The following is a 22,008-nucleotide window of genomic DNA, read 5'->3' as shown; positions in this document are numbered from 1 at the left end:
ATGGAGCCTCAGACCCCCACTGCCACCCGACGCGTCCTAGTGGCCAAGCCTCGCGGTTACTGCGCGGGCGTCGACAGAGCCGTCGAAGCGGTGGAGCGGGCGCTGGAGCAGTACGGCGCGCCGATCTATGTTCGCAAGCAGATCGTTCACAACGTCCACGTGGTCAAGACCCTCGAAGCCAAGGGCGCCATCTTCGTCGAGGAGACCGAGGAGGTCCCCGAGGGCGAGATCGTGGTGTTCTCGGCCCACGGCGTCTCGCCCGCCGTCCACAACGAGGCCGCCCAGCGGCAGCTGCGCACCATCGACGCCACCTGCCCGCTGGTGACCAAGGTCCACAACGAGGCCAAGCGTTTCGCGAACCAGGACTACGACATCCTGCTCATCGGCCATGAGGGCCACGAGGAGGTCGAGGGCACCGCGGGTGAGGCGCCCGACCACATCCAGCTCGTCGACGGCCTCGACTCGGTCGACCGCGTCACGGTGAAGGATCCCTCCAAGCTGGTGTGGCTCTCGCAGACGACCCTGTCGGTCGACGAGACCATCGAGACCGTCAACCGGCTCAAGGAGCGCTTCCCCACGCTCATGGACCCGCCGAGCGACGACATCTGCTACGCCACGCAGAACCGTCAGGTCGCGGTGAAGGAGCTGGCCGCCGAGTGCCAGCTGGTCATCGTGGTCGGCTCGCAGAACTCCTCCAACTCCAAGCGCCTCGTCGAGGTGGCCAAGGACTACGGCGCCGACGCGTCGTACCTGGTCGACTACGCCGCCGACATCCAGGACGCGTGGCTGGAGGGCGTGACCACGGTCGGCGTCACCAGCGGCGCCTCGGTGCCCGACGAGCTCGTCTCCGACGTCCTGGCCCACCTGGCCGCGCGTGGTTTCGGCGACGTGCAGGAGATCGAGTCGGTCAAGGAGAGCATGCGTTTCGCCCTGCCGCACGAGCTCCGCAAGGACCTGCGCGCGGGCTAGCCGCCCCGTCGTTCGCCGCCACGGACGCCGGCCGGCTAGAAGGTCGCGTCCGTGGCCGAGCGCACCAGCTCGATGTACTCCTCGCGGGTCAGCTGCGTCGTCTCCAGCGTGAAGCCGTTCATCGTGGCGAAGTGGTCGAGCGCCGCCACCGGCCAGTTGCCCGGCAGGTGCTGCCGCACGCCTTCGTGGTCGTCGACGATGAACAGCCCGGTGAGGTCGGCGAAGGTGTAGCGCACCAGGCGCAGCCCCTGGTCGTGGACGGCAGGCAGGGTGTGGGTGCCCCGCTTGACCTGGACGGATCCCACCCGGGCGACGATGTTGATCCCGTACGGCAGGCCGAACACCTTTCCTGAGGCGACTCTGCGCCGGTGGAGCCGCACGAGCAGCGGTTTCAGCGGCCCGAGGACGAACAGCAGCGGGCTGAAGATCAGGGCCGCCCACTTGGCGTCCAGGAGTTCGAGCGCCATCCTGCCGATCCACTGGACCGCCCGCCAGGTCTCCCAGGCGCCGGCCGAGATGGCGTAGGACATGGCGCCTGTCATGGCGGCCGAGGCGGCCATGACTAATCGTTTCCGCCAGCGGCTGGGCGGTGACGGCACCACACCTGGCAGCCGCTTCCAGCCGGGTGCGCGCCGCGCGAGCCGTACGGGCACGTCCGCCTCGCGCATCACGGTGAACCAGAGCCCAGCCTCGGCGGCGAAGTCTCTGAGCTCTCCGTGGAGCCATTCACCTGGCAGGTCGAGGAGGATCAGGCCGTCTCGGTCGAGGAGCGCCAGGCCGTACAGATCTCCGTCGGCGTGCTCGTAGTGGTAGTACGCGAGAGTGTCCGGGCGCAGCCGTAAGTCCTCGCCCGGCACGTTGATCACAAATGAGCCGTCGTCCCACGACATCACCGGGCTCGGTGGTGCCGCCGCGCCGTCTGCCCCCTTGAATGGCGTCACTTCCATGACGCATCACCCCGTCTGCCATGGCCCCCGATGCAGACGATAGATCAGGTCATTCCTCGCGGCGAGGGGACCCGTAGACGCGGGGCTCGAAGTAGCCCTCGGGTTCGGGGGCGAAGGCCGGCTCCGTGCCCCTGCGAGGCTTGGGGACGTCGGCGGTGGTGCGCAGGTCTTCGCGTAGTTCGCGCACGTTGGCGGGCAGCCCCCGCTTCCACGCGACGGCCAGCACCAGCGCGGATCCGGCGAACAGCCACGGCGCCCCGGCCGACAGCGAGGTGTAGAGGCCGAATCCCAGCGACTGCACGAACGACGGGGCGCCCAGGGCTCGCGCGATCTCGACGGCCAGGGTGGCGCAGAAGAAGATCAGCGGCGGGGTGACCACGAGCGTCAGCAGTTCGCGCGGGTTGACGAGCAGGGTCGCGAGCAGGGCGCCCAGGACGAACACCGCGCCGACCAGGATGGGCAGGTCGAGCGCTGAAGCCAGGGCATACCCCAGCAAAGTCGACAGCAGGGCGAGCGCGATGGCGCCGCGGGCAGTCAGCCTGATCGCCGACCGCCTGCCGTACTCACTCACCGGCGCCACCCCCTTACCTGCCCAACTTACCGTTCGTGTGCGAGACGAGAGACGTTGTTTCCAGCAGTTCGGGGGAGGCGAGGGGCCGGGGCAGGTCGTCGAGCATCTCGGGCTCGTCCAGCTCGCCCTCGACCACACCCAGATCGTTGAGTTTGCGTGCCGTGACCAGGACGCGGGATTCGAGCGATCCGACCGTCTTGTTGTAGGCCTCGACCGCGCGGGTGAGCGCCTTGCCGAGTGCGTCGACGTTGCGTCCCATGGACGACAGCCGCTCGTACAGCTCCTTGCCGAGGTCGAAGACCGCCCGGGCGTTCTCGCTCAGCGCCGCCTGCTGCCAGGCGTAGTGAGCGGTGCGGAGCATCGTGATGAGAGTGGTGGGGGTGGCGATGTGCACGCGGCGGTTCATCGCGTACTCCAGCAGCGCCGGGTCGCGCTCCAGGGCGGGGGCGAGGAAGGCCTCTCCGGGGATGAACAGCACCACGAACTCGGGCGTCGGGCTGAACGCCTGCCAGTAGGCCTTGGAGGCCAGCTGGTCGACGTGCTGGCGCAGGTGCTTGGCGTGCGCGTCGAGGCGGGCGCCCGCCTGGAGGTCCTCGTCGCACGAGGCGGCCTCCAGATAGGCGGCCAGCGAGACCTTCGAGTCGATGATGATGTTCTTGCCGCCTGCCAGCCGTACGATCATGTCGGGGCGCTGGGCGCCCTCGGTCACCTGCTCGTCGAAGTCGCAGTAGCGCTGCATGCCGGCGATCTCGGCGACGCGGCGCAGCTGCAGCTCGCCCCAGCGCCCGCGCGCCTCGGGACGCTGCAGGGCACGCACCAGGGCGCTCGTCTGCGAACGCAGCTGCTCGTTGCTCTGCCGTACCAGCTGGAGCTCCGTCTTGGCGGCCCGCTGGCCCGCCTCCGCCTCGCGCAGCTGGACCTCCACCCGGGCCAGCGCCTCGCGCAGCGGCTGCACCAGGTGCTCCACCGCCTGCTTGCGCTGCTCCAGCTCACCGGAGGCCTCGACGCGGCTGGCGGCCAGGCGGGTCTCGGCCAGCTCCAGGAAGCGGATGTTGTTGACGTCGAGCGCGCGCGTGGACAGCGCCTGGAACCTCTCGGTCAGCTGCTCCTCGACGTAGACGAGCTTGTCGGCGGCGCCCTTGGCCCTGGCGTCTGCCTCGGCGATCCGCACGGCCGAGCGGGTTCGCGCGATCAGGAAACCGATGGCGAGACCGACAGCCAGGCCGAGCAGAATCGAGACGACATCCACCTGATCGATGATGACACCCGTCCCCGCGTGGGTCTTTTCGACACGCCTTGCTCGTTCCGCTTGTGCGCCGACACTTCTGTCACTCACAGTACACATATGGTTACCGGCTCGCGCATGATCGTCTCAATCGCGACCACCGTCGCCGTCGCCGCAGCGGCCGTGGCCATCGTCGGAACCTCCCTCGCAGGGCGCGCCGAGGAGCAACCGCCTCCCGCCCGGCCGCAGCTCACGCTCCGATGGGCCGAGGGATCGTGCGCCAGCCGTACGGGATCCCGTTTCGACCTCGTGTCGTGCGACGCGGGCGTGGCCACCGTGATCGCGATCGCCGACCTCTGCCCCGCCCCGACCGACCTCGTCGTCGGCATCGGGCAGGGCCGTACGGCCTGCCTGCGCAACCACCGCGCCCCGCACCCCGGCGACCCCGGCATGGGCGGCGGCGTCGTGCGCGCGGGCGACTGCGTGACGTCCGACGGGCGGGAACGGCCCTGCACCACCAAGGGCTGGTACGGCAGAGCCGTCGCGGTCGTGCCGGAGCGGTGCCCGACCGGCACCCGTGACGCGCTCGAACTCTCGGGGGCCGTCGTGTGCCTCGGCGAGGGAGGCGCGGTGCCGACGGTCGGCGACTGCGTCGGCAGGCCGCGCGACGACAGGGTGACGAGGGTCGCCTGCGAATCCAGGCAGGCCTGGGCGCGCGTGACGGCCTTCGCGGAACGGGCGTCCGCCTGCCCCGACGGCTCGAATCGTTACCTGACGAGCACGCACCGGCCGCTCACCTGTCTACGGGTAAACTTCTAGGCGCATCGCAGTCATCGGCTCATGAGGCCGACCAAAGGAGGGCTCGTGAGCCTCAGCATCGGGATCGTCGGGCTGCCCAACGTCGGCAAGTCCACCCTGTTCAACGCACTCACCAAGAGCGCCAACGCCCTGGCGGCCAACTACCCGTTCGCCACCATCGAGCCCAACGTGGGCATCGTCGGCGTCCCCGACGGGCGCCTCGGCACGCTCGCGGAGATCTTCGGCTCGGCCAAGATCCTGCCCGCCAAGGTCGAGTTCGTCGACATCGCCGGCCTCGTGCGCGGCGCCTCCGAAGGCCAGGGACGCGGCAACCAGTTCCTCGCCAACATCCGCAACACCGACGCGATCTGCCAGGTCATCCGTGTCTTCACCGACCCCGACGTCACCCACGTCGACGGCGACGTCTCGCCCAAGCGCGACATCGAGACGATCAACACCGAGCTGATCTACGCCGACCTGCAGACCTGCGAAAAGGCGCTGCCCCGGCTCCAGAAGGAAGCCCGCGTCCAGAAGGACAAGAAGGCCTCCCTGGAAGCCGTCGAGGCCGCCATCGCCGTGCTCGAGACCGGCAAGACCGTCTTCGAGAGCGGCCTCGACCTCGAAGGCCTGCGCGAGCTGCACCTGCTGACGGCCAAGCCGTTCCTGTACGTCTTCAACCTCGACGCCGACGAGCTGACCGACGCCGCGCTGAAGGACCAGCTGCGCGCCCTCGTCGCCCCCGCCGAGGCCGTCTTCCTCGACGCCAAGATCGAGTCGGAGCTGTACGAACTGTCCGACGAGGAGGCGCTGGAGCTGCTGCAGTCCGTCGGGCAGGAGGAGTCGGGGCTCTCCCAGCTGGCCAGGGTCGGCTTCGAGACGCTCGGGCTGCAGACCTACCTCACCGCCGGGCCCAAGGAGGCCCGCGCCTGGACCATCAAGAAGGGCGCCACCGCGCCCGAGGCCGCCGGGGTCATCCACACCGACTTCCAGCGAGGGTTCATCAAGGCCGAGATCACCTCCTTCGACGACCTCGTCGAGGCGGGCTCGCTGGCCGCCGCCCGATCGGCGGGCAAGGCGCGCATCGAGGGCAAGGACTACGTCATGCGCGACGGGGACGTCGTCGAATTTCGCTTTAACGTTTGACGATTCCACGTCAACCACTCGGGGCTCCCCGGCGTCCAATCGTCACAGACGAATCGGAGGGCCCCCATGATCCGCCGCATACTCAGCAGGCGCCGACCCACGCTCGTGGGCATCAGCCTGGAGGAGGAGCTCGCGCTCCTCAGGGTCGAGCTCATGTACGGCCTGCGCGTCAGCCGGGAGGCTTACCTGCGCCGGAAGATGGACGAGCGCGAGGAGCTCACGCGGCGGTTGAACGGGCAGGACCCCGCGGAGTTGCTCGCCGAGTTGCGGGGCTGCCTGGAGCGGGTCGCACCCCGGAAGGCGGTGGGGTCGGGGAAGGTCGTCGACCTCCACGCCCGGAGGCGGACCTCGCAGGCAGGAGACCCCGAGCCCGCCTGAGCCGTTTGCTGTAGCCGGTGCACCCGCCTGCCCGCCCCCCGCCCGCCCACCCGCCCGCCCCAGGTCCTGCTCCGGCTGAGGGCGTCTGGCAGTGGCCGTTCGTGGTGGGGAGGGCAGGCCGCCGTCCGCGTCGCTCCGGAGAGGAGCCGCTGCGGAGGTCGTGTAGAGGCTCTGTCCACCGCTCGCCCTGGCATCGAACCTCTCACTCACGCGGCCGAGGCTTGACGGAGCAGGTAGGTATCGCAGTCACGATCAGGTCCGAAGACGCAGAGAGCTAACCGAGTGAGCGAGGCAAGGCCTCCAGCTCGTCGGCCCGGCGTAGGTCCTTGGGCCGCCCCACGGCTCGCCTCATCGCGATCAGATCCTCCCGCGCGACGTAACGAACCTCCACCCCACTCCCCACCGCGACCACCGCCCGCTCCAGGAACTCCGCCACCCTCAGTTCGCCCCAGGGCAGCGCCGGTGTGCAGCAGTCCCCGCTGGCTCCCGCCGACGTGAACTGCACCTTGGGCCGCAGGAACGCCTCCGGCTCGCATGCCACCGGCGCGCCGTCGTCGTCGTTGAGCGCCGCCCCCACCGACGCGAAGGCCGCCGCGAGGGCGGGGGCCTGGGCGGGGTCGCCGTCCCACAGCAGGTCGAGGTCGCCCGTCAGTTCCACCGACCCGTGCAGGATGCCCGCCACCTGCCCGATGATCACGGCTCTTACTCCGTGCGCGTGCAGAGCCTCCAGGAGGGGGAACGGGTCGAAGTCGCGGGCGCTGTCGGTGCCGATGGTGCCGATGGCGGGGTCGGCGTCCTCGTGGTGGAGGCCGGTGGCCGCGCGATTTCGGACGAGTTCGCGGGTGCGGGTGACGGCGTCGCGGAGCCGTACGAGGGGATCGTCGTTCACGGCGTCATCCAACACCACGGTTGACCGGCGTCCCAGGTCATGGTGCGCTGGGGATGGTGTGACCCCGGGCACACCCATCATGCCCTGGATTGGGATGGTATCTGAGCCCTATGGACAGCATTCTCTGACCGTCGCGATACGGGCTTGACAGCATCACTCCAGGTCGAGCGCATTTTCCACGGTAATCGGACAGGGATGGGCACTCCGAGATGTCATGCACACTCGGTTTGCTCCGGCACGGCGATGCCTGCAGCATGGGCGTGGCTTTCCTGGAAGAATTGCCGCGACCGGTAATGTGACATCTTCAGACCGCGCCGCGCTCCGGATGGGGACGGTGCGAGCGGAGGGCGTGATGGCTCGAAGGTCCACTGTCCAGCACGATCCCCGGATCGCTGGCGACCCCGAGCTTTCGGCGCGCCCGGAAACGTCCAACTTCGAGTCCCGCAGGTCCGCCAGGCGAGGGTGGTCGGGTGGCGGCGGGCGCTGGCTGGTGGCGACGGGCCGGGTCATTGTGTGGGCGTTGATCCTGGTCGTTCTGGCCAATGGGGTAGTCGCCATTGTCACCAGGTTCACGCAACCGCAGAGCGTTTCGTCAGGAAATGCCGGAAATGAGAAGTCTCCGTTCCCGACGGAGGCCGCCAAGGCGTTCGCGGTGCAATTCGCACATCTCTACCTCGACCTGAATCCCGCCGAGCTGTCGATCAGGGCAGCCAGGCTCAAGCCGTACCTCTCACCGCAGGCCACCGAGCAGTTCGGCTGGGACGGATACGGGCGGCTGCAGGCGGCCTACCTCCAGCCCGCCGGCGTGGAGACCATCGACACGCACAACGTCGTGGTCACGGTGAGCTTCCAGTCGGGCGACAAGCGCTACCACGCGGCGATCCCGCTGGTGTGGGACGGCAACGCCGATCTTCCCAGCTTCGCGGTCTCCGGCCAGCCGGGCATCCTGCCCGCTCCCGCTCCCGCGGAGCTGCCGGTCGTGGCCCAGCCCGACGCCGACGAGGTGGTCGAGGCCGAGCTGCGGCCCCAGCTGGCCGAGTTCTTCGGAGCCTACGCCTCGGGCGTGCAGCTGCAGCGCTACCTGGCCACCGACGCGAACCTGCCCAACCTCGGCGGAGCGTTCACCTTCGTCGAGCTGAAGAACCTCGTGGTACCTGTGGGGGATGCCACCAGCCGAGACATCCAGGCCGTAGTGGTCTGGGGCGTTCCGGGCGCGAGCGGCCAGTCCGTGGAGCCCACGCCCGCCGACCCGAGCGCGATGGCGGGTCGCCTGGAGCAGGCCTACCGTCTCACCGTCGTGAAGCAGGGCGACAAGTGGTACGTCAAGGCCATTCGCGGTGCCGGCCGAGCCGTTGGATAGAAGCACGGCCGTGCTGCTGATTGGTACCCCCCGGGAGGACGAGAAGTGATCTTGAAAACCATATTGCTGAACCTGGCCGAGATGGCCGGGCTGGCCGCCACGCCCACCCCGGCCCCCACCGGCATCGACACCGGAGGGCTGGCGAACTTCCTCCGCTCGTTCTTCGCGCCCCTGTTCCTGGTCATCGTCTCGGTGGTCGCGCTGTTCTTCCTCTTCACGCGGGAGATCACAAGATTCGTGCAGTTCCTCATTCTGGCTGTGGCGATCGGCGTGATCTTCTACGTTCCCAACATCATCGAGGTGACGGCGCGGGCGATCGCGGGTGCGCTGGGCATCAAGTGAGCGGTGGCCCGAGCACGTGACGACGGGTTGAGAGGAGGACCGCGTGGACCTGCCCACCTATACCAATATCTGGCGAATCGAGAAGCGGCTCTACAAGCTGTACGACCTACGGCTGCCGATGCCGCTGCCGATCGTCTGGATCGGCGTGTTCGTCGGAGTGCTCGCCCCGTGGTCGTTCCTGCTCGCCATCGTCGGCGTGCCGTTCGACGCGCCCTGGCACGTGCTCTACCTCGTGCCGCCCGGCATCGTCACCTGGCTCTCGACCCGGCCGGTCATCGAGAACAAGCGCCTCACCGAGCTGATGCAGTCGCAGGCACGCTACATGGGCGAGCCGCGCGTGTGGTGCCGCATGGCGCCGGAGGGCGAGCCGGAGACCGTCTACTTCACCGGGCGCGTGTGGCGCGCCCTGCCCGACCGCGCCACCCGCAAGGCCCGCGCCGCCGCGCCGTCCAAGGCCCGCGCGAAGGCCACCGCCAAGGCGAAGGCCCGCGCCGCCGACCTGCGTACGGCAGAGGCGCACATGAGCGGTTCTCGGGCGGCCGAAGCCGGGTCCACGGGTGCCGCATCGACGGCGCGTGCCGTACGGCCGGCGGTCGCCCAGGCGGCTGCCCAGGCATCCACGGGACAGGCACCCGCCTCCGCTCCACCCCCGACCGTGCGCGGCGTCGCCGCGGACCGCGGCACCGCCCAGCGCCGCGCCGCCGCCCCCGCGCTGGGGATGCCGGCGCCAGGTGCTGGTACGGCCGGGCAGAAGCGGGGGGCTGAGGCGATCGCCAAGGCCGTCCGCGGCGTCGAGGCGATGGCACGGGGACGCGTGGAGGACATGCCCGCCCGGTCCGCGGAGGGCACGCGGCCGGTGGAGCGGGCGCGGGACGAGGACACGGCTGCTCGCGAGGCGGCTGCCCGCGAGGTGGCTGTTCGCGAGGCGGAGAAGCGCGAGAAGGCTGCTCGCGAGGCGGAGGAGCGCGAGGCGGCGGCCGAGGCGGCCAGGGGAGCGGTGCCGAAGACGGCTCCCGAGCGGGACGTGCCTGTCGCGCAGGAGGTGCCCGGGGAGCGGGAAGCCTCCGCGGCGAGGGATGTGCCCGGGTCGGAGGAAACGCCCGCCGTACGCGACGTGCCTGCCGTGCGTGAGACGCCGGTGGTGCGGGAAGCGCCCGCCGCGCAGGAAGCGGCCCCTGAGCGAGAGGTACGTCCCGCGCTGGAGACGCCCGTTGTTCACGCGCCTGGGGCGAGCAAGCCGATCGACAACGAGGCGCTGCGGCGGCTGCGGAAGCTGGCCGCTAGTGCGGAGGCCCCGGCGGCGAGGGCGCCCGAGCTTGGGCAGCAGCTGCCGGGCGCGGGGTCGCCGGCGGTGGAGCCGGTGGCTGACGACGACAGGGCCAGGAGCCAGCACCGCAAGGGCCAGCCGCCCCGCCAGGTGCCTCCGGCGCCGTCGGTGACGCCGCTGCTCGGTGCCGACCGGGTATGGCCGGCCGACAAGCCCGCGCTGGGGAAGCCCGCCGTCGACAAGCCCGCGGTGGGGAAGCCCGCTGCTGACAAGACGGCGGCTGACAGGCCTGCCGCTGGGCGGCCCGCTGCAGTCAAGCCCGCCGCCGACATGCCCGCCTCAGACAGGCCCGCCTCAGACAGGCCCGCCTCCGACAAGCCCGCCTCCGACAAGCCCGCTCGTCCCGCAGTGCAGCCTAGGCCCGCCGCCGAGGCCGCGAGCGCCGGCCGGGCGACCCCGGGCACCGGCGCGAGCCCAGGCGCTCCCGCCACTCCCGCGACCCCCCTGACCCCGCCCAAGGTCGTCCCCCCCGACCGCAAGGTCCCCGGGCCCCGCCCCGGTGAGAAGGTGCGCCGCGTGGAGTCCGTGGTCGGTCGTGACACCTCCGGTGGCTGGCGGCGGATCGCGCAGGTGGTGGTCGGTAACAACAGCGTCCACGCCGACGGCTCCGAGATCGACGAGGCCAGGACGCGCGCCGTGTTCAGCGGCAGCCGCCGGATCGTCGTCCTGGGCTGCACGGGCGGCGCCGGTCAGAGCACGACGGCGCTGATGCTCGGTCACACGCTGGCGGGTCACCGCGACGACCGGGTGCTGGCCGTCGATGCGAGCACGGGTGACAGCACGCTGACGAGCCGGATCATCGAGGAGTCCCCCGAGACCCTGACGAGCCTGCTGAGCGGCCTGGGCAGCGTGAGCGGCTACCTGACGATGCGGGCCTTCACCACGAGGACCCCGTCGGGCCTGGAGGTGGTGGCGGCCGACACGAGTACGGGTGCCGAGCAGCGGCTGGCGGATCGCACGCTGTTCTCGGAGCATCGTCTCGGCCAGGCCATGGAGGTCCTCGACCGCCACTACAAGCTGTCGGTGCTGGATCCGGCTCCGGCGCTGGCGGCCAGGCTGCTGCCGTACGCGGATCAGCTGGTGCTGGTGGTGCCGGCGAGTGAGGACGGCGCGGACGCGGTGGCGATGACGTTCGACTGGCTCGACGGGCATGGCTGCTCCGACCTGCGCAGGCGTGCGGTCCTGGTGGTCAACGGGGTCAGCAGGCGCACGATGAGCGATGTGGAGCAGGCCGAGTCGGTCGCCAGGGGCAGGGTGCGGGCGATCGTGCGGGTCCCGTGGGAGGACGAACTGGCGGTCACCGGCGAGCCGGTGGAGCTGGACCAGCTCCGCAACGCCGGTCGCAGGGCGTATCTGGCCCTGGCGGGCGTGGTGGTGGCCGCTTTCGCGAAGGCGCAGGCACAACCGGTGAAGGACAGGGAGCTGGCGGGTGACCCTCCGGGCGCGAGAATCGGTGAGCTGTGAGTGAGCTTGCGAGTGAACCAATGAACACGGGTGAGTTGCTCATCGGCCCGACGAAGGAGGGCCGGTGAGCAGGGCTTCCAAGGCGCATAACCGTCTTGCGGTCCGGTTTTTCGACGACCGCATTCTGCTGACCGACACCTGCGCGTGGGCGTATTTCCGGCTGCCGACCGTGAGCTACGAGTTCGTGACGCCGGAGGAGCGCGAGGCGCTGGCGACGAATGTCACGATCGCGCTGGCGGCGATCCGGATGCCGGACGCCGAGGTGCACCTGCGGGTGGCGCACCGCACCTATCCGGCGGCGGAGTGGGCGCTGGCCCTGAACTCCACGTCCGACCAGGGCGCGGGCTGGCGTGAGTATCTGGAGGAGATGTACTCCCACGTCTGGGCGAAGGATTTCTGGACGAAGGAGGTCTACCTCGGCGTACGGCTGGGCCCGCGTGGCAGGCAGCTCGGGCAGGGTGTGCTGAGCCAGTTGTTCGGCTTCTACCAGCGTTCGGAGAAGGCGCTCGGGCTGGAAGACGATCATGTGCCCGACGGTGAGATCGCCAAGTGGACCGAGCAGGCGGAGCGGCTGGGCCGGGCCCTGGCCTCCAGCTCGCTGTATGCCAGGCACGCCGCGTCGACGGAGGTGGCGTGGCTGTTCCAGCACGCGGCGGCGGGCAGCGTCGGTGACCCGCCCGCGAGCGCGAGCCCGAAGCGGCGCTGGGGCAAGGGCGAGATCGAGGCGCTGGTCGAGGGGCAGATCCACAACGGCAGGTCGTTGCTGAGGTTCGTGCAGCCGCAGGGTGAGGCGTATGTGGCCCACCTGTCGTTCGCGCGTTTCCCCGATCTGATGCCGTTCCCCGACGGCGAGCCGTGGATGCATTTCGCCGACCAGCTGCCGTTCCCGGTGGAGGTCTCCTCCCGGATGCGGCTGATCCCGCCGGTCAAGGCGAGCCGGGATGTGGCGCGCAAGCTGGCGCACGCCCGCGACATGGACATCCACATCCGCGAGGCGGGCGCGGAGGCGCCGATCGCGCTGGCGGAGCAGATCGACGCGGCGCGCATGCTGGAGCACGGCATCACCAAGGAGCGGCTGCCGTTCGTGTACGGCTGGCACCGGCTGATCGTGTCGGGCCCGACGGAGGCGATGTGCCTGCAGCGGGTCGAGGCGGTGGTGGAGCACTACCGTGACATGGGCATCGACGTGGTCAACTCCACGGGTGACCAGTTCTCGCTGTTCCGCGAGTCGCTGCCGGGCGAGAGGGTGACGGTCAACGCCTACGCCCAGCGCCAGCCGCTCCGCACGATCGCGGGCGGTATGGCCACGGCGACCGTCGATCTGGGCGACCGGATGGACGACGGCGCGTGGCTGGGGCCGTACATCGGCGAGACCATCGGCAGGGCGCGCAGCATCGTGCATTTCGACCCGCTGGTGGCGGCGAGCCGTAACCGCCCGACGGCGATCGCGATCACCGGCGAGCCGGGTGGCGGCAAGACGACGCTGGCGCTGCTGATGATCTACCAGATGGCGCTGCGCGGGGTCACGGTGGCGGTGATCGACCCGAAGGGCGACGCGGCGTCGCTGGTCAGGCTGCTGCAGAAGCGCGATCGTAAGGCGCGCATCATCCCGCTCGGAAGCGCCGCGCCGGGTCTGCTCGACCCGTTCTCGTTCGGCGACGACATCGCCACCAAGAAGATGATGGCCACCGAGACGTTGCGGTTGCTGCTGCCTCGCATGTCGGAGGAACGCGAGTCGGCGATGGTCCAGGCGGTCTCGGCGGTGTCGAACGCCGAGGCGCCGAGTCTGGGCAAGGTGGTCGACTTCCTGGAGCAGGCCGAGGACGCCGCGTCGAAGAACCTGGGCGCGGTGTTGCGCTCGATGTCGGAGATGCACCTGGCCAGGCTGTGCTTCGACCCGTCGGGCGGCGAGCAGATCGACACCGAGGGCTGGACCACGGTCTTCACGCTGCAGGGCCTGACCCTGCCCGATGTGGCGACGGGCCGCGACGACTACTCCTACGAGCAGCGGTTGAGCGTCGCCCTGCTCTATCTGGTCTCGCAGTTCGCGCGCAGGCTGATGAACGGCCTCGACCGCAGGGCGCCCAAGGCGATCTTCCTGGACGAGGCGTGGGCGATCACGTCGACGCCGGAGGGCGCCAAGCTGGTGCCCGAGGTCAGCCGGATGGGCCGTTCCCGCAACACGGCGCTGGTGCTGGTCTCGCAGAACGCCGGTGACCTGCTCAACGAGCAGGTGACCAACTGCCTGTCGAGCGTCTTCGCCTTCCGTTCCACCGAGCGCACCGAGGTCGACCATGTGATGTCGCTCCTGGGTGTCGACTCCTCGGAGGAGCACAAGGCCGTCCTGCGATCACTGGGCAACGGGGAATGCATTTTCCGTGATCTGGATGGCAGAGCGGGGCGGATCGGAGTAGACCTGATCTCCGATGAGCTGCTCCGTTGGCTCGACACGAATCCTACGCACGACAAACCCGAAGACAACGGGCATGATCTTCAAGGGGGAGTTATGCGGGAGGTGCGCTCATGAGACGACGCAGGTTGTGGACTGTGGTTCTGCTCCTGCTTGTCGGCTTTTTCGTCATGCCCGGATCGGCGGTGGCCGACGGCCCGTGCGACCTGTCGCCCGACCTCACGCCCGAGGTGGTCGGCTCGAGCGTCGACGGCCTGCTGCAGCCACCGGCCACCGAGGGCACTCCGGCCACCACGAACTACAACCGCTTCGGCATGGCCGGGCAGTTCTGGCACACCCACGAGCTGGGCTGTTCCGACATCGCGGCGGTCTTCGGCAACTCGTGGGCCAACACGATCTTCCTGTGGGCCAAGTCGATCGACAAGCTGACGATCAGCACCTACCAGGCGGCCGCGAGCGAGGGCCCGCTGCAGTCGATCAAGGACGTCGTCGACGACATCGTCAAGAACCTCTCCGACGCGCTCTACTGGCCCTACCTGACCCCGATCATCCTGCTCGCGGCGATCTGGCTGGCCTGGTACGGCCTGCTGCGCAAACGGGCCTCGGTGAGCGTCGAGGGCGTGGTCTGGATGGTCCTGGCGGTGACGGTCGCGACCTGGTTCTTCGCGCGCCCACAGGACTTCACCGGCCTGGGCAAGCTCGTCACCGACAAGACCGGCGAAGTGATCAACTCCGCCTTCTCCGGGTTGCCTGGCGCCCAGGGCACCGACTGCCTGCCCGCGCCGGGCGGCGGCACCACGTTCGGCAACACCGGCGCGACCGGCGTCGACCAGAACGCCAACGCGCTGTGGTCCACCCTGGTCTGCAAGCCGTGGCTGATGGGCCAGTTCGGCACCTCCGACCCGCAGCAGCCGGTCGTGCGCGACTTCGGCCTGAAGATGCTGGAGATCCAGACCATCGAGCCGGCCGAGCTCGGCCAGCCCTCCAACAGCAGCGCCCACCAGGCCGCCTACGTGGGGATCGTCGATCCGCTCAAGAGCGACCCGCGCTTCCAGATCGTGCAGGGCAAGGACTGGACCAACCGGCTCGGCGTCGCCATCGGGGCGCTCCTGGCGGCGCTCGTCGCGGGTCTGCTGATCTTCCTGGTCGCGGTCTCGCTGCTCGTGCTCAAGGTCGGCTTCCTGCTGCTGCTCATCCTCGGGCCGGTCTTCCTGCTCATCGGCGTGCACCCGGGCAGCGGGCGCATCATCGCCATGCGCTGGGTCGAGATGCTGGTCGGCACCCTGCTCCGCCAGGCCGTGCTCGCGCTGGTGTTGTCGGTCCTGGTGTACGGCTACGCGCTGATCATGTCGACGACCATGTCGTGGGGCCTGCAGATCCTGTTCATGGCGCTGCTGACGATCGCCGTCTTCTTCTACCGCAGGCCGTTCCAGCACCTGTTCTCGTCGATGAGCGGGCACACGATCACGACCCGCATGCTCGGCGAGGCGGCCAGCTCGTCGGTGCTGGAGCGCTCGGCCGTCGCGCTTCCGCCGGTCGCCGCCTCCCGCGTCGGCAAGTGGGGCCTGCGCAAGGCCGAGCCGATCATCGCGGCCACCGCCACGGGCGGCGCCGCCGGTGTCGCGGCCGCCGCGGCGGCCTCCACCGCCCAGGGCCGTGCCCGCGGCGAGGAGGGCGCGACGCCGTCCGGCACGCGCATCCCCGCCGCCGCGGCCCCGCTCAACCCCGAGCAGGCGGGCAAGGCGGGCACGCGTCCCGCCGCCGCCACCCGCTCGGGTTCCGCGCCGCCGCTGAACCTGAGCGGCGCGCCGACCCGCTCCACGACGGGCGGACCCCGGCTGGGCGCCCCAGGCTCGTCAGGACCTGGTTCGTCAGGACCTGGCGCGGCGGGCCCGGGTACGGCAGGCGGCTCCCGGCCGTCGGGCGGCTCCCGGGTGTCCAGCGGCTCAGGCGGCTCCTCGGGCTCGTCGAGCGGTTCCGGCGGCGGCTGGTTCAGCGGCCGGGCCGGAGGCTGGGCGTCCCGCAGCGGCGGCAGCAGCCGCTCCTCTGGCAGCCGCGGCTCCGGTGGCCTGTTCGGCGGCGGTTCGCGCTCCAGCGGCGGCGGATCGCGCTCGTCGGGCGGCCGTTCCTCGGGCGGCGGCCTGTTCGGAGGCGGCTCCAGGTCGTCGGGGAACACCCGGCCGCCCGAGCGCGCCTCGTCAGGCGGCAGCATCTTCGGAGGCTCGCGCAACGCCGACGTGCCCAGGGCACGCTCGTCCGAGCCGCCACCTCTCTGGCTGCACGGCAGGGAAGGCGGCGGCCGGGGCGGTGAGGAACCGCCGGTGCCGTTCTGGCTGAAGCCCAACAAGCCGGAGAAGGAGTAAATGGCCGACAGAAGGGTCCTGCTGTTCTCGGGGGTCGTGGCCGTCATGGTCGCCGTGGGTGTCTATCTGACCGTCCAGGGAACCTCCGGACCGGAGGAGCCGGCGGCCGGCCGTACCGGGGAACCGACGGCGGTGGTGGCCGGTGGGCCGAGCCGTCCGCTGGCGACGGCCACCGACAAGCCCTTCGAGATCTACGACTACCTGCCGGTCGCCAAGGACCAGCTGGCCGCCGCGGCCGACCTGGCCGAGCGGTTCACCGCCGCCTACGGCACCTTCCGCTACGACGAGGACCCGGCGGCGTACGCGGCGCGGGTCAAGACGTTCACCACCGGCGGCCTGGGTGACGTGCTGACCCGCACCCTCACCTCGCCGGGTACCGTGGAGCGCAACCGCGACGACCAGGTCGTCTCCCAGGGCACCGGCAAGCTGAAGGGCATCCGCACGGTCGAGCGCAACTCGGTCGTGTTCGTCATCAACGGCACCCAGCAGCGCACCACCAAGAACGGCGCCTCCGCGCACGCCGACGACTACGCGGTGACGGTGACCAGGGTCGGCTCCGACTGGCGGGTCTTCGATCTGCAGCCGGCCACCGAGGGACAGGACGGGGACGCCCAAGGGTGAAAGCGTCGCCTTCTCGCATCGCCGTGGCGATCGGCGTCGCCGCGGTGCTCCTCCTCGTCATCATCATGTCGCCGATGCTGATGACCTCGATCCCCTCCTTCATCGGCAGCGGGGGCGGTGATCCCGCCGACTGCAAGCCGGGTGCGGTGCAGGGTGAGGAGGTCTCCGACACCGGCGTCTCCGACATCCCTCCGCGCATGCTGGAGCTGTACAAGAAGCACGGCGAGAAGATCGGCGTGCAGTGGAACGTGCTGGCCGCGGTCGGCAAGCGCGAGACCGACCACGGCCGCTCCGACCTGCCCGGCGTCAAGAGCGGCACGAACTACGCGGGCGCCGCGGGGCCGATGCAGTTCCTGATCAGCACGTGGGGCGGCAAGGCGCAGCTGTCGGTGAGCGAGGAGTTCAACGGCTACGCCTCCGACGGCGACGGCGACGGCATCGGCGACGTCTACAACCCGGCCGACGCGATCCTGGGCGCGGCCAAGATGCTCAAGCGCAACGGCGCGCCGGAGAACGTGCGGCGGGCGCTGTTCGTCTACAACCGCGCCTGGTGGTACGTCGACCAGGTCATGGAGATCGCCGGGAAGTACGCCAAGAGCGGCGAGGTCAAGGTGCCGCCGGAGGCCGATCCGCTGTGCGACGAGCCGATCGTCGCCGGCGCCCCCAACGAGCTGGTCAAGCGCATCCTGGCCTACGCACTGGCGCAGCGGGGCAAGCCGTACCTCTGGGGCGGCACCGGCCCCGACGCCTTCGACTGCTCGGGCATCATCTACATGGCCTACCAGAGCGTCGGCCTGTCGATCCCGCGCACGACCTTCACCCAGTGGCCCTTCGGCGTACGGATCAACCCGGGCCAGGAACAGCCGGGCGATCTGGTCTTCTTCAACGCCGGTCCCGGCACCGGCCCCGACAATCCGGGGCACGTCGGGCTGGTGGTCTCCAAGGGCAAGATGGTCGAGGCCCGCTGCCGCCTGTGCGGGCCGATCAAGGTGACCACCTACGACGACCGCACCAGCCTCATGGGCTTCACCCGGCCGCTGATGAATCCCGACGTCCTGGAGCAGCTCAAGAAGTTGCAGAATACGCTCTAGTCCCATGACTGTGGTCGTGGTCGCCGCGGCGATCATCTCTGATGGCCGGGTGCTGGCCGCCCAGCGTGCCGAGCCGCCCGAGCTGGCCGGCGGCTGGGAGTTCCCCGGTGGCAAGGTCGATCCCGGCGAGAGCGAGGCTGAGGCACTGGTGCGCGAGTGCCGCGAAGAGCTCGGCGTCGAGATCGCGGTGGGGGAGCAGGTGGGCGGCGACTGGCCGCTGACCAGCGACTACGTGATGCGGGTCTACCTGTCCACGCTGCTGGCAGGCACGCCCGTGCCCAAGGAGCACATGGCCCTGCGCTGGCTGGGGCCGCAGGACTACTACTCGGTGCCGTGGCTGGCCGCCGACCTGCCCGTCATGAAAGCTCTCGAAGAGAGGATTAGGATCCTCCCCTAAGTGACATAACCACTACTGGGTGTGATGTTTCGGGGGTAAAACGACATGCACCAGTGGGGACCGCAGGGGTGGGCCGTGGCCGGAGCGCTGATGCTCGGGGCCGTCTTCACCACCGGCGCTGCCATGGCCGACGACGATGCCGCGATGCGGCTCGCGGTCGACCGGATCGACGATCCTCCGCCGGAGGGCGCGCAATGGGTGCGCACCGGCGACGTGCTGCGCTTCCGTATCCGGCTGGAGGGCACGGCCCACGACACGAAGCTCGCGGTGGCGACCAATCCCGCCGGGGCGTTGTCGGGGGTGACGTGCGCGCCGGAGAGCGCCACCGCGACGCAGGACGTGCCGGCTGCGTCCTCCGACACCGTCCTGGGGAGCTGGAGCCAGGTGCCGGTGCCAGACGCCTCGGTACGGCAGGCGGGCGCGGCCGGGGTGTGCACCCTGCGCGAGGCGGCGGGGGAGCGGGCGATGGACGTGCAGCTCACCGTGCCGGAGGGGGCGGACGTGGTCACCCTCGCGGCGGTGGCGCAGCGGCAGGGCGGTGAGGCCGAGCGGCCGGAGATGGTCACCAAGACGACGACGATGACCGTGGGGCGGAGGGTCGTGGAGGAGCCGCCCACCGTGGTCGCCGGGCAGGTGCCCGAGCCGCCCGCGGTGCAGGACTCCGGCACGCAGGAAGATGGCGGCCAGGAAGATGGCGGCCAGGCAGGCGGTGGCCAGCCAGGCGGTGGCCAAGCGGGCGGTGGTCAGGCAGGCGGTGGCCACGCGGGCGACCTCGGGCAGGCGGGCGCTCTCGGGGGCCAGGCGGGCGACCTCGGCGGCCGGTCGGGGGGCCACGGTCGGCCCGGCAAGGAAGCCGGGGAGGCCGTCAGGGGCGCAGGCGGCCCCGTGACGGTTCCCGACCAGACCGAGCCGCTCCAAGGCGCCGGTTACGCGGCCGCCGATCCCGGCGTGGTCACGAACCCGGACACCGCGGGCCGGGCCGAGGGCCTGTGGAACGACCCCGGCCTGAGGCTGCCGTCCGCCGCCCCGCCGGCGAGCGCGCCGAGTCCTGCGCCGCAGATCCTGGCCGCCCCGCTGCCGCGCGAGGTGGACGTGGCGGGCAAGAAGACCGCGCAGGCGGCGCCGATCAGCTTCGCCGACGGCTGGACGGGCTGGCCCCTCGTGCTGGGCGGCGTCGCCGCCCTGTGGGCGGGCTGCGCGGCGGTCTCGCGCCGCGAAGTCATGCGGATTCGCCGAAGGGCGCAAGCTGTATCGTAATTCGCACTTTACTGTTACTTTTACCCGGCTAGGATTCCCTTGACCTTGGATTCGGGTGTGCGGAGGGATACAGGTGGCGTCCAGGCGACTGACGGCCGCATCCGCGCTGCTCCTGGCCATGGGGTTGAGTGCGGCCGCAGCGACTCCGTTCATCGCGCAGGGAGCGAACGCGGCCGTGTTCCGGCTGGATCCCGGCATGGAGCCGCCGTGTGACGAGTCGGGGGTGTGCGAGAACCCCGAGGTGACCGTCACGGTCACCACCACGCTCCCCACGCCGACGATCACTCCCACCGAGGTGACGGTGACCCAGACGGTCACCGCGAGCCCGAGCAAGAGCAAGTCGCCCAAGGCCAGCAAGACCCCCACGCCCGAGCCGCAGGTCCAGCAGCCGACCCAGGCGCCGGTGCAGCAGCCGACGCAGCCGCCGATCGTGCCGACCACCTCCGAGGCGCCCGAGCCGGTGCTCCAGCTGCCCTCCGCGGAACCCGAGACGGCGGTGCCGAGCACCAATACGACGCCTTCGGAGGTCAGCGACCAGGTCCAGCTCGAGGCGCGCAACGCGCAGCCGGAGTTCGACCAGACCGGGCTGACGCAGAAGCTGGCCATCCCGGCGCTCGTGCTGGTGTTGCTGGCTCTGTTCGCGGTGCTCATCTTCGAGGGGCGGCTGCGCAAGATGGCGCACGCCGCGGCCGTACGTAAGGCGGGCCCGCAGCCGCCGCAGGGCGACGGCTACCCGGCGGGTTCCGGCTTCACCGGTCCTTACCAGGGCAGCCCGGGCATGGCCTACGCGCCGATCATCAGCCTCGTGCCGGTGCAGACCTATCCGACGGTGCACATGCCGTACGGCCCGGCCTACCACGACCCGGCGGCCTACGGTCACCAGGGCTACCCCGACCCCGCCGCCTACGGCCACCAGGGTTACCCGGACCCGGGCCCGCACCAGCCGCAGCCGGCTCCCGCGTACTACGAGCCCGTGCCCGAGCCGCATTACGAGCCGGAGCCTCACTACGAGCCCGAGCCGGTGGCCGACTTCCGCGACCCGTTCGAGCCGGCGGTTCCGGTGAGCGACATCCCGCCGGGCGGCGACGCCCCCTACGACGACCGGCACGCCGCCGCCTCCGCGGCCGAGCACGGTGACGGGCTGCCGTGGGACGACTCCGACGACAGCACCATCACCTACCAGGTCCCGGATCGGACTATCGAGGAACCTCGTCCCGGACACGACCGCTAGCGGCGGCCAGCAGCGCGACCGCGGGCACCACGACCCCGGCCGCGCTGACCAGTACGGCACGGATGCCGAACCTCTCGGCGATCAGCCCCAGCGGCGGGCCGCCGACGACCTGGCCGCCCGAGTCGATCTGGCTGAACAGTGAGTAGACCGTGGCCCTGGTGGCCGACTCGGTCTGGACGGCCAGCCAGCCGCCCATCAGCGGCCCGGTGGCGGCCCGCAGCAGCGTGATGACCACCGCCACGCCCGCCGCCTGCCAGAACGCCCCCGTCATCGCCAGGACGACGGTCGCGACCGCGTAGCCCGCCCGCAGCAGGGCGACCGCGCGCAGCACCCGGTGAGGTGGGGCGCCGCGCATCCGGCGCCTGATCACCTCGGTGACGGCGATGGCCCCGAGCGAGCCGCACACGGCGATGCCGCCGAACCACACCGGTCCGGGCAGGCCCAGCTCGATGAGGAAGGGCTGCGTCAGCCGGTCGAGGCCCTCGCTGGCGAAGGCGGTGCAGAGCGTGGCGCCCAGCACCAGCAGCAGGGCGCGGTCGCGGCGCACGGACGAGGCGGCGGTGCGGGTGTGGCCGGCCATGGAGCGCCACGCGTCGCGCATGGCCGCGCCCGCCTGCCGTACCGGGGGAGTGAAGCCGTCCTCCTTCATGACGAAGATCAGCAGGAGTCCGAGGGCGATCCAGACGCAGGCGGCGGCCACGATCGGCACGTTCAGGCCGAAGGCGGCCAGGCTCACCGCGGCGCCGATGCCGGCGACGGAGGCCGCCTGCGCGACCTGGCCGCCCCTGAGCATCACCTCGCCGGCGGCCTCGGGGCCGACCTCGTCGGCGAGCCAGGCTTCCTGAGCGCCGTCGACGAAGGTGAAGCCGATGCCCCAGACGATGTTGGCGACGATGATGGCGGCGAAGGCGGGCACCAGGCCCTCGATCATGATGCCGGCGCCGAAGAGCAGATACCCGATGATCACCGACAGCCGCCGGGAGCGCAGGTCGGCGAGGACTCCGGTGGGGATCTGGGCGAGGAAGCACACCGTCTCGAGGACGGTGCCGACCAGGATCATCTGCAGCGGGCTGAGCCCAGCCACGGTCGCCTGGTAGACGAGGTTGAGGGTGAAGGCGGTGCTTCCCGCGAAGGTGGCGGCGCCGCAGATGAGGAGATAGAGCGGACGAGCATGCAAGGAAAGGCTCCAGGGGTCGGGAAGGGACCCTCCGGCGCCTTTAGGACA

19 protein-coding genes and 2 pseudogenes are annotated in these 22,008 nt (G+C 70.6%); 16 read left to right on the top strand and 5 right to left on the bottom strand.

All coding sequences use genetic code 11. The features are described 5' to 3' along the window. Entirely contained in the window at positions 1-969 is a 969-nt protein-coding gene (locus tag ACIBH1_RS32840) for a 4-hydroxy-3-methylbut-2-enyl diphosphate reductase (protein WP_397317851.1), read from the top strand. Between the two features lie 35 nt (positions 970-1,004). On the opposite strand, the gene ACIBH1_RS32835 is transcribed toward ACIBH1_RS32840, so the two are convergent. Genes ACIBH1_RS32835 through rmuC form a run of 3 tightly spaced genes read right to left on the bottom strand, consistent with a single transcriptional unit; the run spans position 1,005 to position 3,745 of the window. After that, positions 1,005-1,916 (bottom strand): hypothetical protein, encoded by a 912-nt coding sequence (locus tag ACIBH1_RS32835; protein WP_397317850.1) that lies wholly within the window; start codon positions 1,914-1,916, stop codon positions 1,005-1,007. 49 nt (positions 1,917-1,965) lie between these two features. Beyond that, positions 1,966-2,487, bottom strand: a complete 522-nt coding sequence (locus tag ACIBH1_RS32830; protein WP_397317849.1) for a DUF6542 domain-containing protein — start codon at positions 2,485-2,487, stop codon at positions 1,966-1,968. A gap of 13 nt (positions 2,488-2,500) precedes the next feature. Next, positions 2,501-3,745 carry a DNA recombination protein RmuC gene (gene rmuC / locus ACIBH1_RS32825; RefSeq protein ID WP_397317911.1) on the bottom strand — a complete coding sequence of 415 codons (1,245 nt, stop codon included), beginning with the start codon at positions 3,743-3,745 and terminating at the stop codon, positions 2,501-2,503. A 105-nt stretch (positions 3,746-3,850) separates the two neighbouring features. On the opposite strand from rmuC, the gene ACIBH1_RS32820 reads away from it, so the two are divergent. The 3 genes from ACIBH1_RS32820 to ACIBH1_RS32810 all read left to right on the top strand — a co-directional run bounded on the left by ACIBH1_RS32820 (position 3,851) and on the right by ACIBH1_RS32810 (position 6,031). Next, entirely contained in the window at positions 3,851-4,531 is a 681-nt protein-coding gene (locus ACIBH1_RS32820) for a hypothetical protein (protein WP_397317848.1), read from the top strand. Between the two features lie 45 nt (positions 4,532-4,576). Further along, positions 4,577-5,653: a redox-regulated ATPase YchF gene (gene ychF / locus ACIBH1_RS32815; RefSeq protein ID WP_397317847.1), complete on the top strand. Its 1,077-nt coding sequence runs from the start codon at positions 4,577-4,579 to the stop codon at positions 5,651-5,653. A 66-nt stretch (positions 5,654-5,719) separates the two neighbouring features. Next, positions 5,720-6,031, top strand: a complete 312-nt coding sequence (locus ACIBH1_RS32810) for a hypothetical protein (RefSeq protein WP_397317846.1) — start codon at positions 5,720-5,722, stop codon at positions 6,029-6,031. Positions 6,032-6,305: 274 nt separating this feature from the next. Here the strand turns inward: ACIBH1_RS32810 and ACIBH1_RS32805 are convergent, their stop codons facing one another. Continuing rightward, entirely contained in the window at positions 6,306-6,920 is a 615-nt protein-coding gene (locus ACIBH1_RS32805; protein ID WP_397317845.1) for a hypothetical protein, read from the bottom strand. A 652-nt stretch (positions 6,921-7,572) separates the two neighbouring features. On the opposite strand from ACIBH1_RS32805, the gene ACIBH1_RS32800 reads away from it, so the two are divergent. The 12 genes and pseudogenes from ACIBH1_RS32800 to ACIBH1_RS32745 all read left to right on the top strand — a co-directional run bounded on the left by ACIBH1_RS32800 (position 7,573) and on the right by ACIBH1_RS32745 (position 20,783). Continuing rightward, entirely contained in the window at positions 7,573-8,280 is a 708-nt protein-coding gene (locus ACIBH1_RS32800) for a conjugal transfer protein (protein ID WP_397317844.1), read from the top strand. Positions 8,281-8,361: 81 nt separating this feature from the next. Next, a complete protein-coding gene (locus tag ACIBH1_RS32795) occupies positions 8,362-8,622 on the top strand; it encodes a hypothetical protein (protein ID WP_397317910.1) in 261 nt (86 codons plus the stop codon). A gap of 43 nt (positions 8,623-8,665) precedes the next feature. Then, positions 8,666-8,962 (top strand): annotated as a pseudogene (locus ACIBH1_RS32790) (conjugal transfer protein); the annotation flags it as partial. A 1,271-nt stretch (positions 8,963-10,233) separates the two neighbouring features. Further along, positions 10,234-10,308, top strand: a pseudogene (locus tag ACIBH1_RS32785) (hypothetical protein); the annotation flags it as partial. Beyond that, positions 10,298-11,413, top strand: a complete 1,116-nt coding sequence (locus tag ACIBH1_RS32780; protein ID WP_397317908.1) for a MinD/ParA family protein — start codon at positions 10,298-10,300, stop codon at positions 11,411-11,413. The pseudogene ACIBH1_RS32785 and the gene ACIBH1_RS32780, both read left to right, overlap by 11 nt. A gap of 64 nt (positions 11,414-11,477) precedes the next feature. After that, complete coding sequence (locus ACIBH1_RS32775) at positions 11,478-13,940, top strand: ATP-binding protein (protein ID WP_397317843.1); 2,463 nt, start codon at positions 11,478-11,480, stop codon at positions 13,938-13,940. Next, positions 13,937-16,186 (top strand): type IV secretion system protein, encoded by a 2,250-nt coding sequence (locus ACIBH1_RS32770; protein WP_397317842.1) that lies wholly within the window; start codon positions 13,937-13,939, stop codon positions 16,184-16,186. The genes ACIBH1_RS32775 and ACIBH1_RS32770 overlap by 4 nt, the downstream gene beginning before the upstream one ends. Next, the gene (locus ACIBH1_RS32765; RefSeq protein ID WP_397317840.1) at positions 16,187-16,807 is read left to right on the top strand and encodes a hypothetical protein; all 621 of its coding nucleotides are present in this window, start codon (positions 16,187-16,189) and stop codon (positions 16,805-16,807) included. After that, positions 16,804-17,898: an NlpC/P60 family protein gene (locus ACIBH1_RS32760; protein WP_397317839.1), complete on the top strand. Its 1,095-nt coding sequence runs from the start codon at positions 16,804-16,806 to the stop codon at positions 17,896-17,898. Before ACIBH1_RS32765 ends, ACIBH1_RS32760 begins: the two co-directional genes overlap by 4 nt. A 4-nt stretch (positions 17,899-17,902) precedes the next feature. Next, positions 17,903-18,295 carry a (deoxy)nucleoside triphosphate pyrophosphohydrolase gene (locus ACIBH1_RS32755; protein ID WP_397317838.1) on the top strand — a complete coding sequence of 131 codons (393 nt, stop codon included), beginning with the start codon at positions 17,903-17,905 and terminating at the stop codon, positions 18,293-18,295. Between the two features lie 45 nt (positions 18,296-18,340). Further along, positions 18,341-19,552 (top strand): hypothetical protein, encoded by a 1,212-nt coding sequence (locus tag ACIBH1_RS32750; protein WP_397317837.1) that lies wholly within the window; start codon positions 18,341-18,343, stop codon positions 19,550-19,552. Between the two features lie 73 nt (positions 19,553-19,625). Then, positions 19,626-20,783, top strand: a complete 1,158-nt coding sequence (locus ACIBH1_RS32745) for a hypothetical protein (RefSeq protein WP_397317836.1) — start codon at positions 19,626-19,628, stop codon at positions 20,781-20,783. Here ACIBH1_RS32745 and ACIBH1_RS32740 read toward each other — a convergent pair. Next, on the bottom strand, positions 20,749-21,960 hold the full coding sequence (locus ACIBH1_RS32740; RefSeq protein WP_397317835.1) for an MFS transporter: 1,212 nt from the start codon (positions 21,958-21,960) through the stop codon (positions 20,749-20,751). The two genes, ACIBH1_RS32745 and ACIBH1_RS32740, sit on opposite strands and share 35 nt — an antisense overlap. Between the last annotated feature and the right edge of the window lie 48 nt (positions 21,961-22,008).

The organism is Nonomuraea sp. NPDC050663 (assembly GCF_044456985.1).
In the GTDB taxonomy this organism is placed as follows: Bacteria; Actinomycetota; Actinomycetes; order Streptosporangiales; family Streptosporangiaceae; genus Nonomuraea.
The sequence above is the reverse complement of the archived record's forward strand: the minus strand, read 5'-3'. Positions and strand labels throughout refer to the sequence as shown.

Coding starts and splice junctions, on each gene's coding strand:
- ACIBH1_RS32835 (WP_397317850.1), bottom strand. CDS start 1,916: ATGGAAGTGACGCCATTCAAGGGGGCAGACGGCGCGGCGGCACCACCG.
- ACIBH1_RS32840 (WP_397317851.1), top strand. CDS start 1: ATGGAGCCTCAGACCCCCACTGCCACCCGACGCGTCCTAGTGGCCAAG.
- ACIBH1_RS32820 (WP_397317848.1), top strand. CDS start 3,851: ATGATCGTCTCAATCGCGACCACCGTCGCCGTCGCCGCAGCGGCCGTG.
- ACIBH1_RS32765 (WP_397317840.1), top strand. CDS start 16,187: ATGGCCGACAGAAGGGTCCTGCTGTTCTCGGGGGTCGTGGCCGTCATG.
- ACIBH1_RS32750 (WP_397317837.1), top strand. CDS start 18,341: ATGCACCAGTGGGGACCGCAGGGGTGGGCCGTGGCCGGAGCGCTGATG.
- ACIBH1_RS32770 (WP_397317842.1), top strand. CDS start 13,937: ATGAGACGACGCAGGTTGTGGACTGTGGTTCTGCTCCTGCTTGTCGGC.
- ACIBH1_RS32795 (WP_397317910.1), top strand. CDS start 8,362: ATGGCCGGGCTGGCCGCCACGCCCACCCCGGCCCCCACCGGCATCGAC.
- ACIBH1_RS32810 (WP_397317846.1), top strand. CDS start 5,720: ATGATCCGCCGCATACTCAGCAGGCGCCGACCCACGCTCGTGGGCATC.
- ACIBH1_RS32755 (WP_397317838.1), top strand. CDS start 17,903: ATGACTGTGGTCGTGGTCGCCGCGGCGATCATCTCTGATGGCCGGGTG.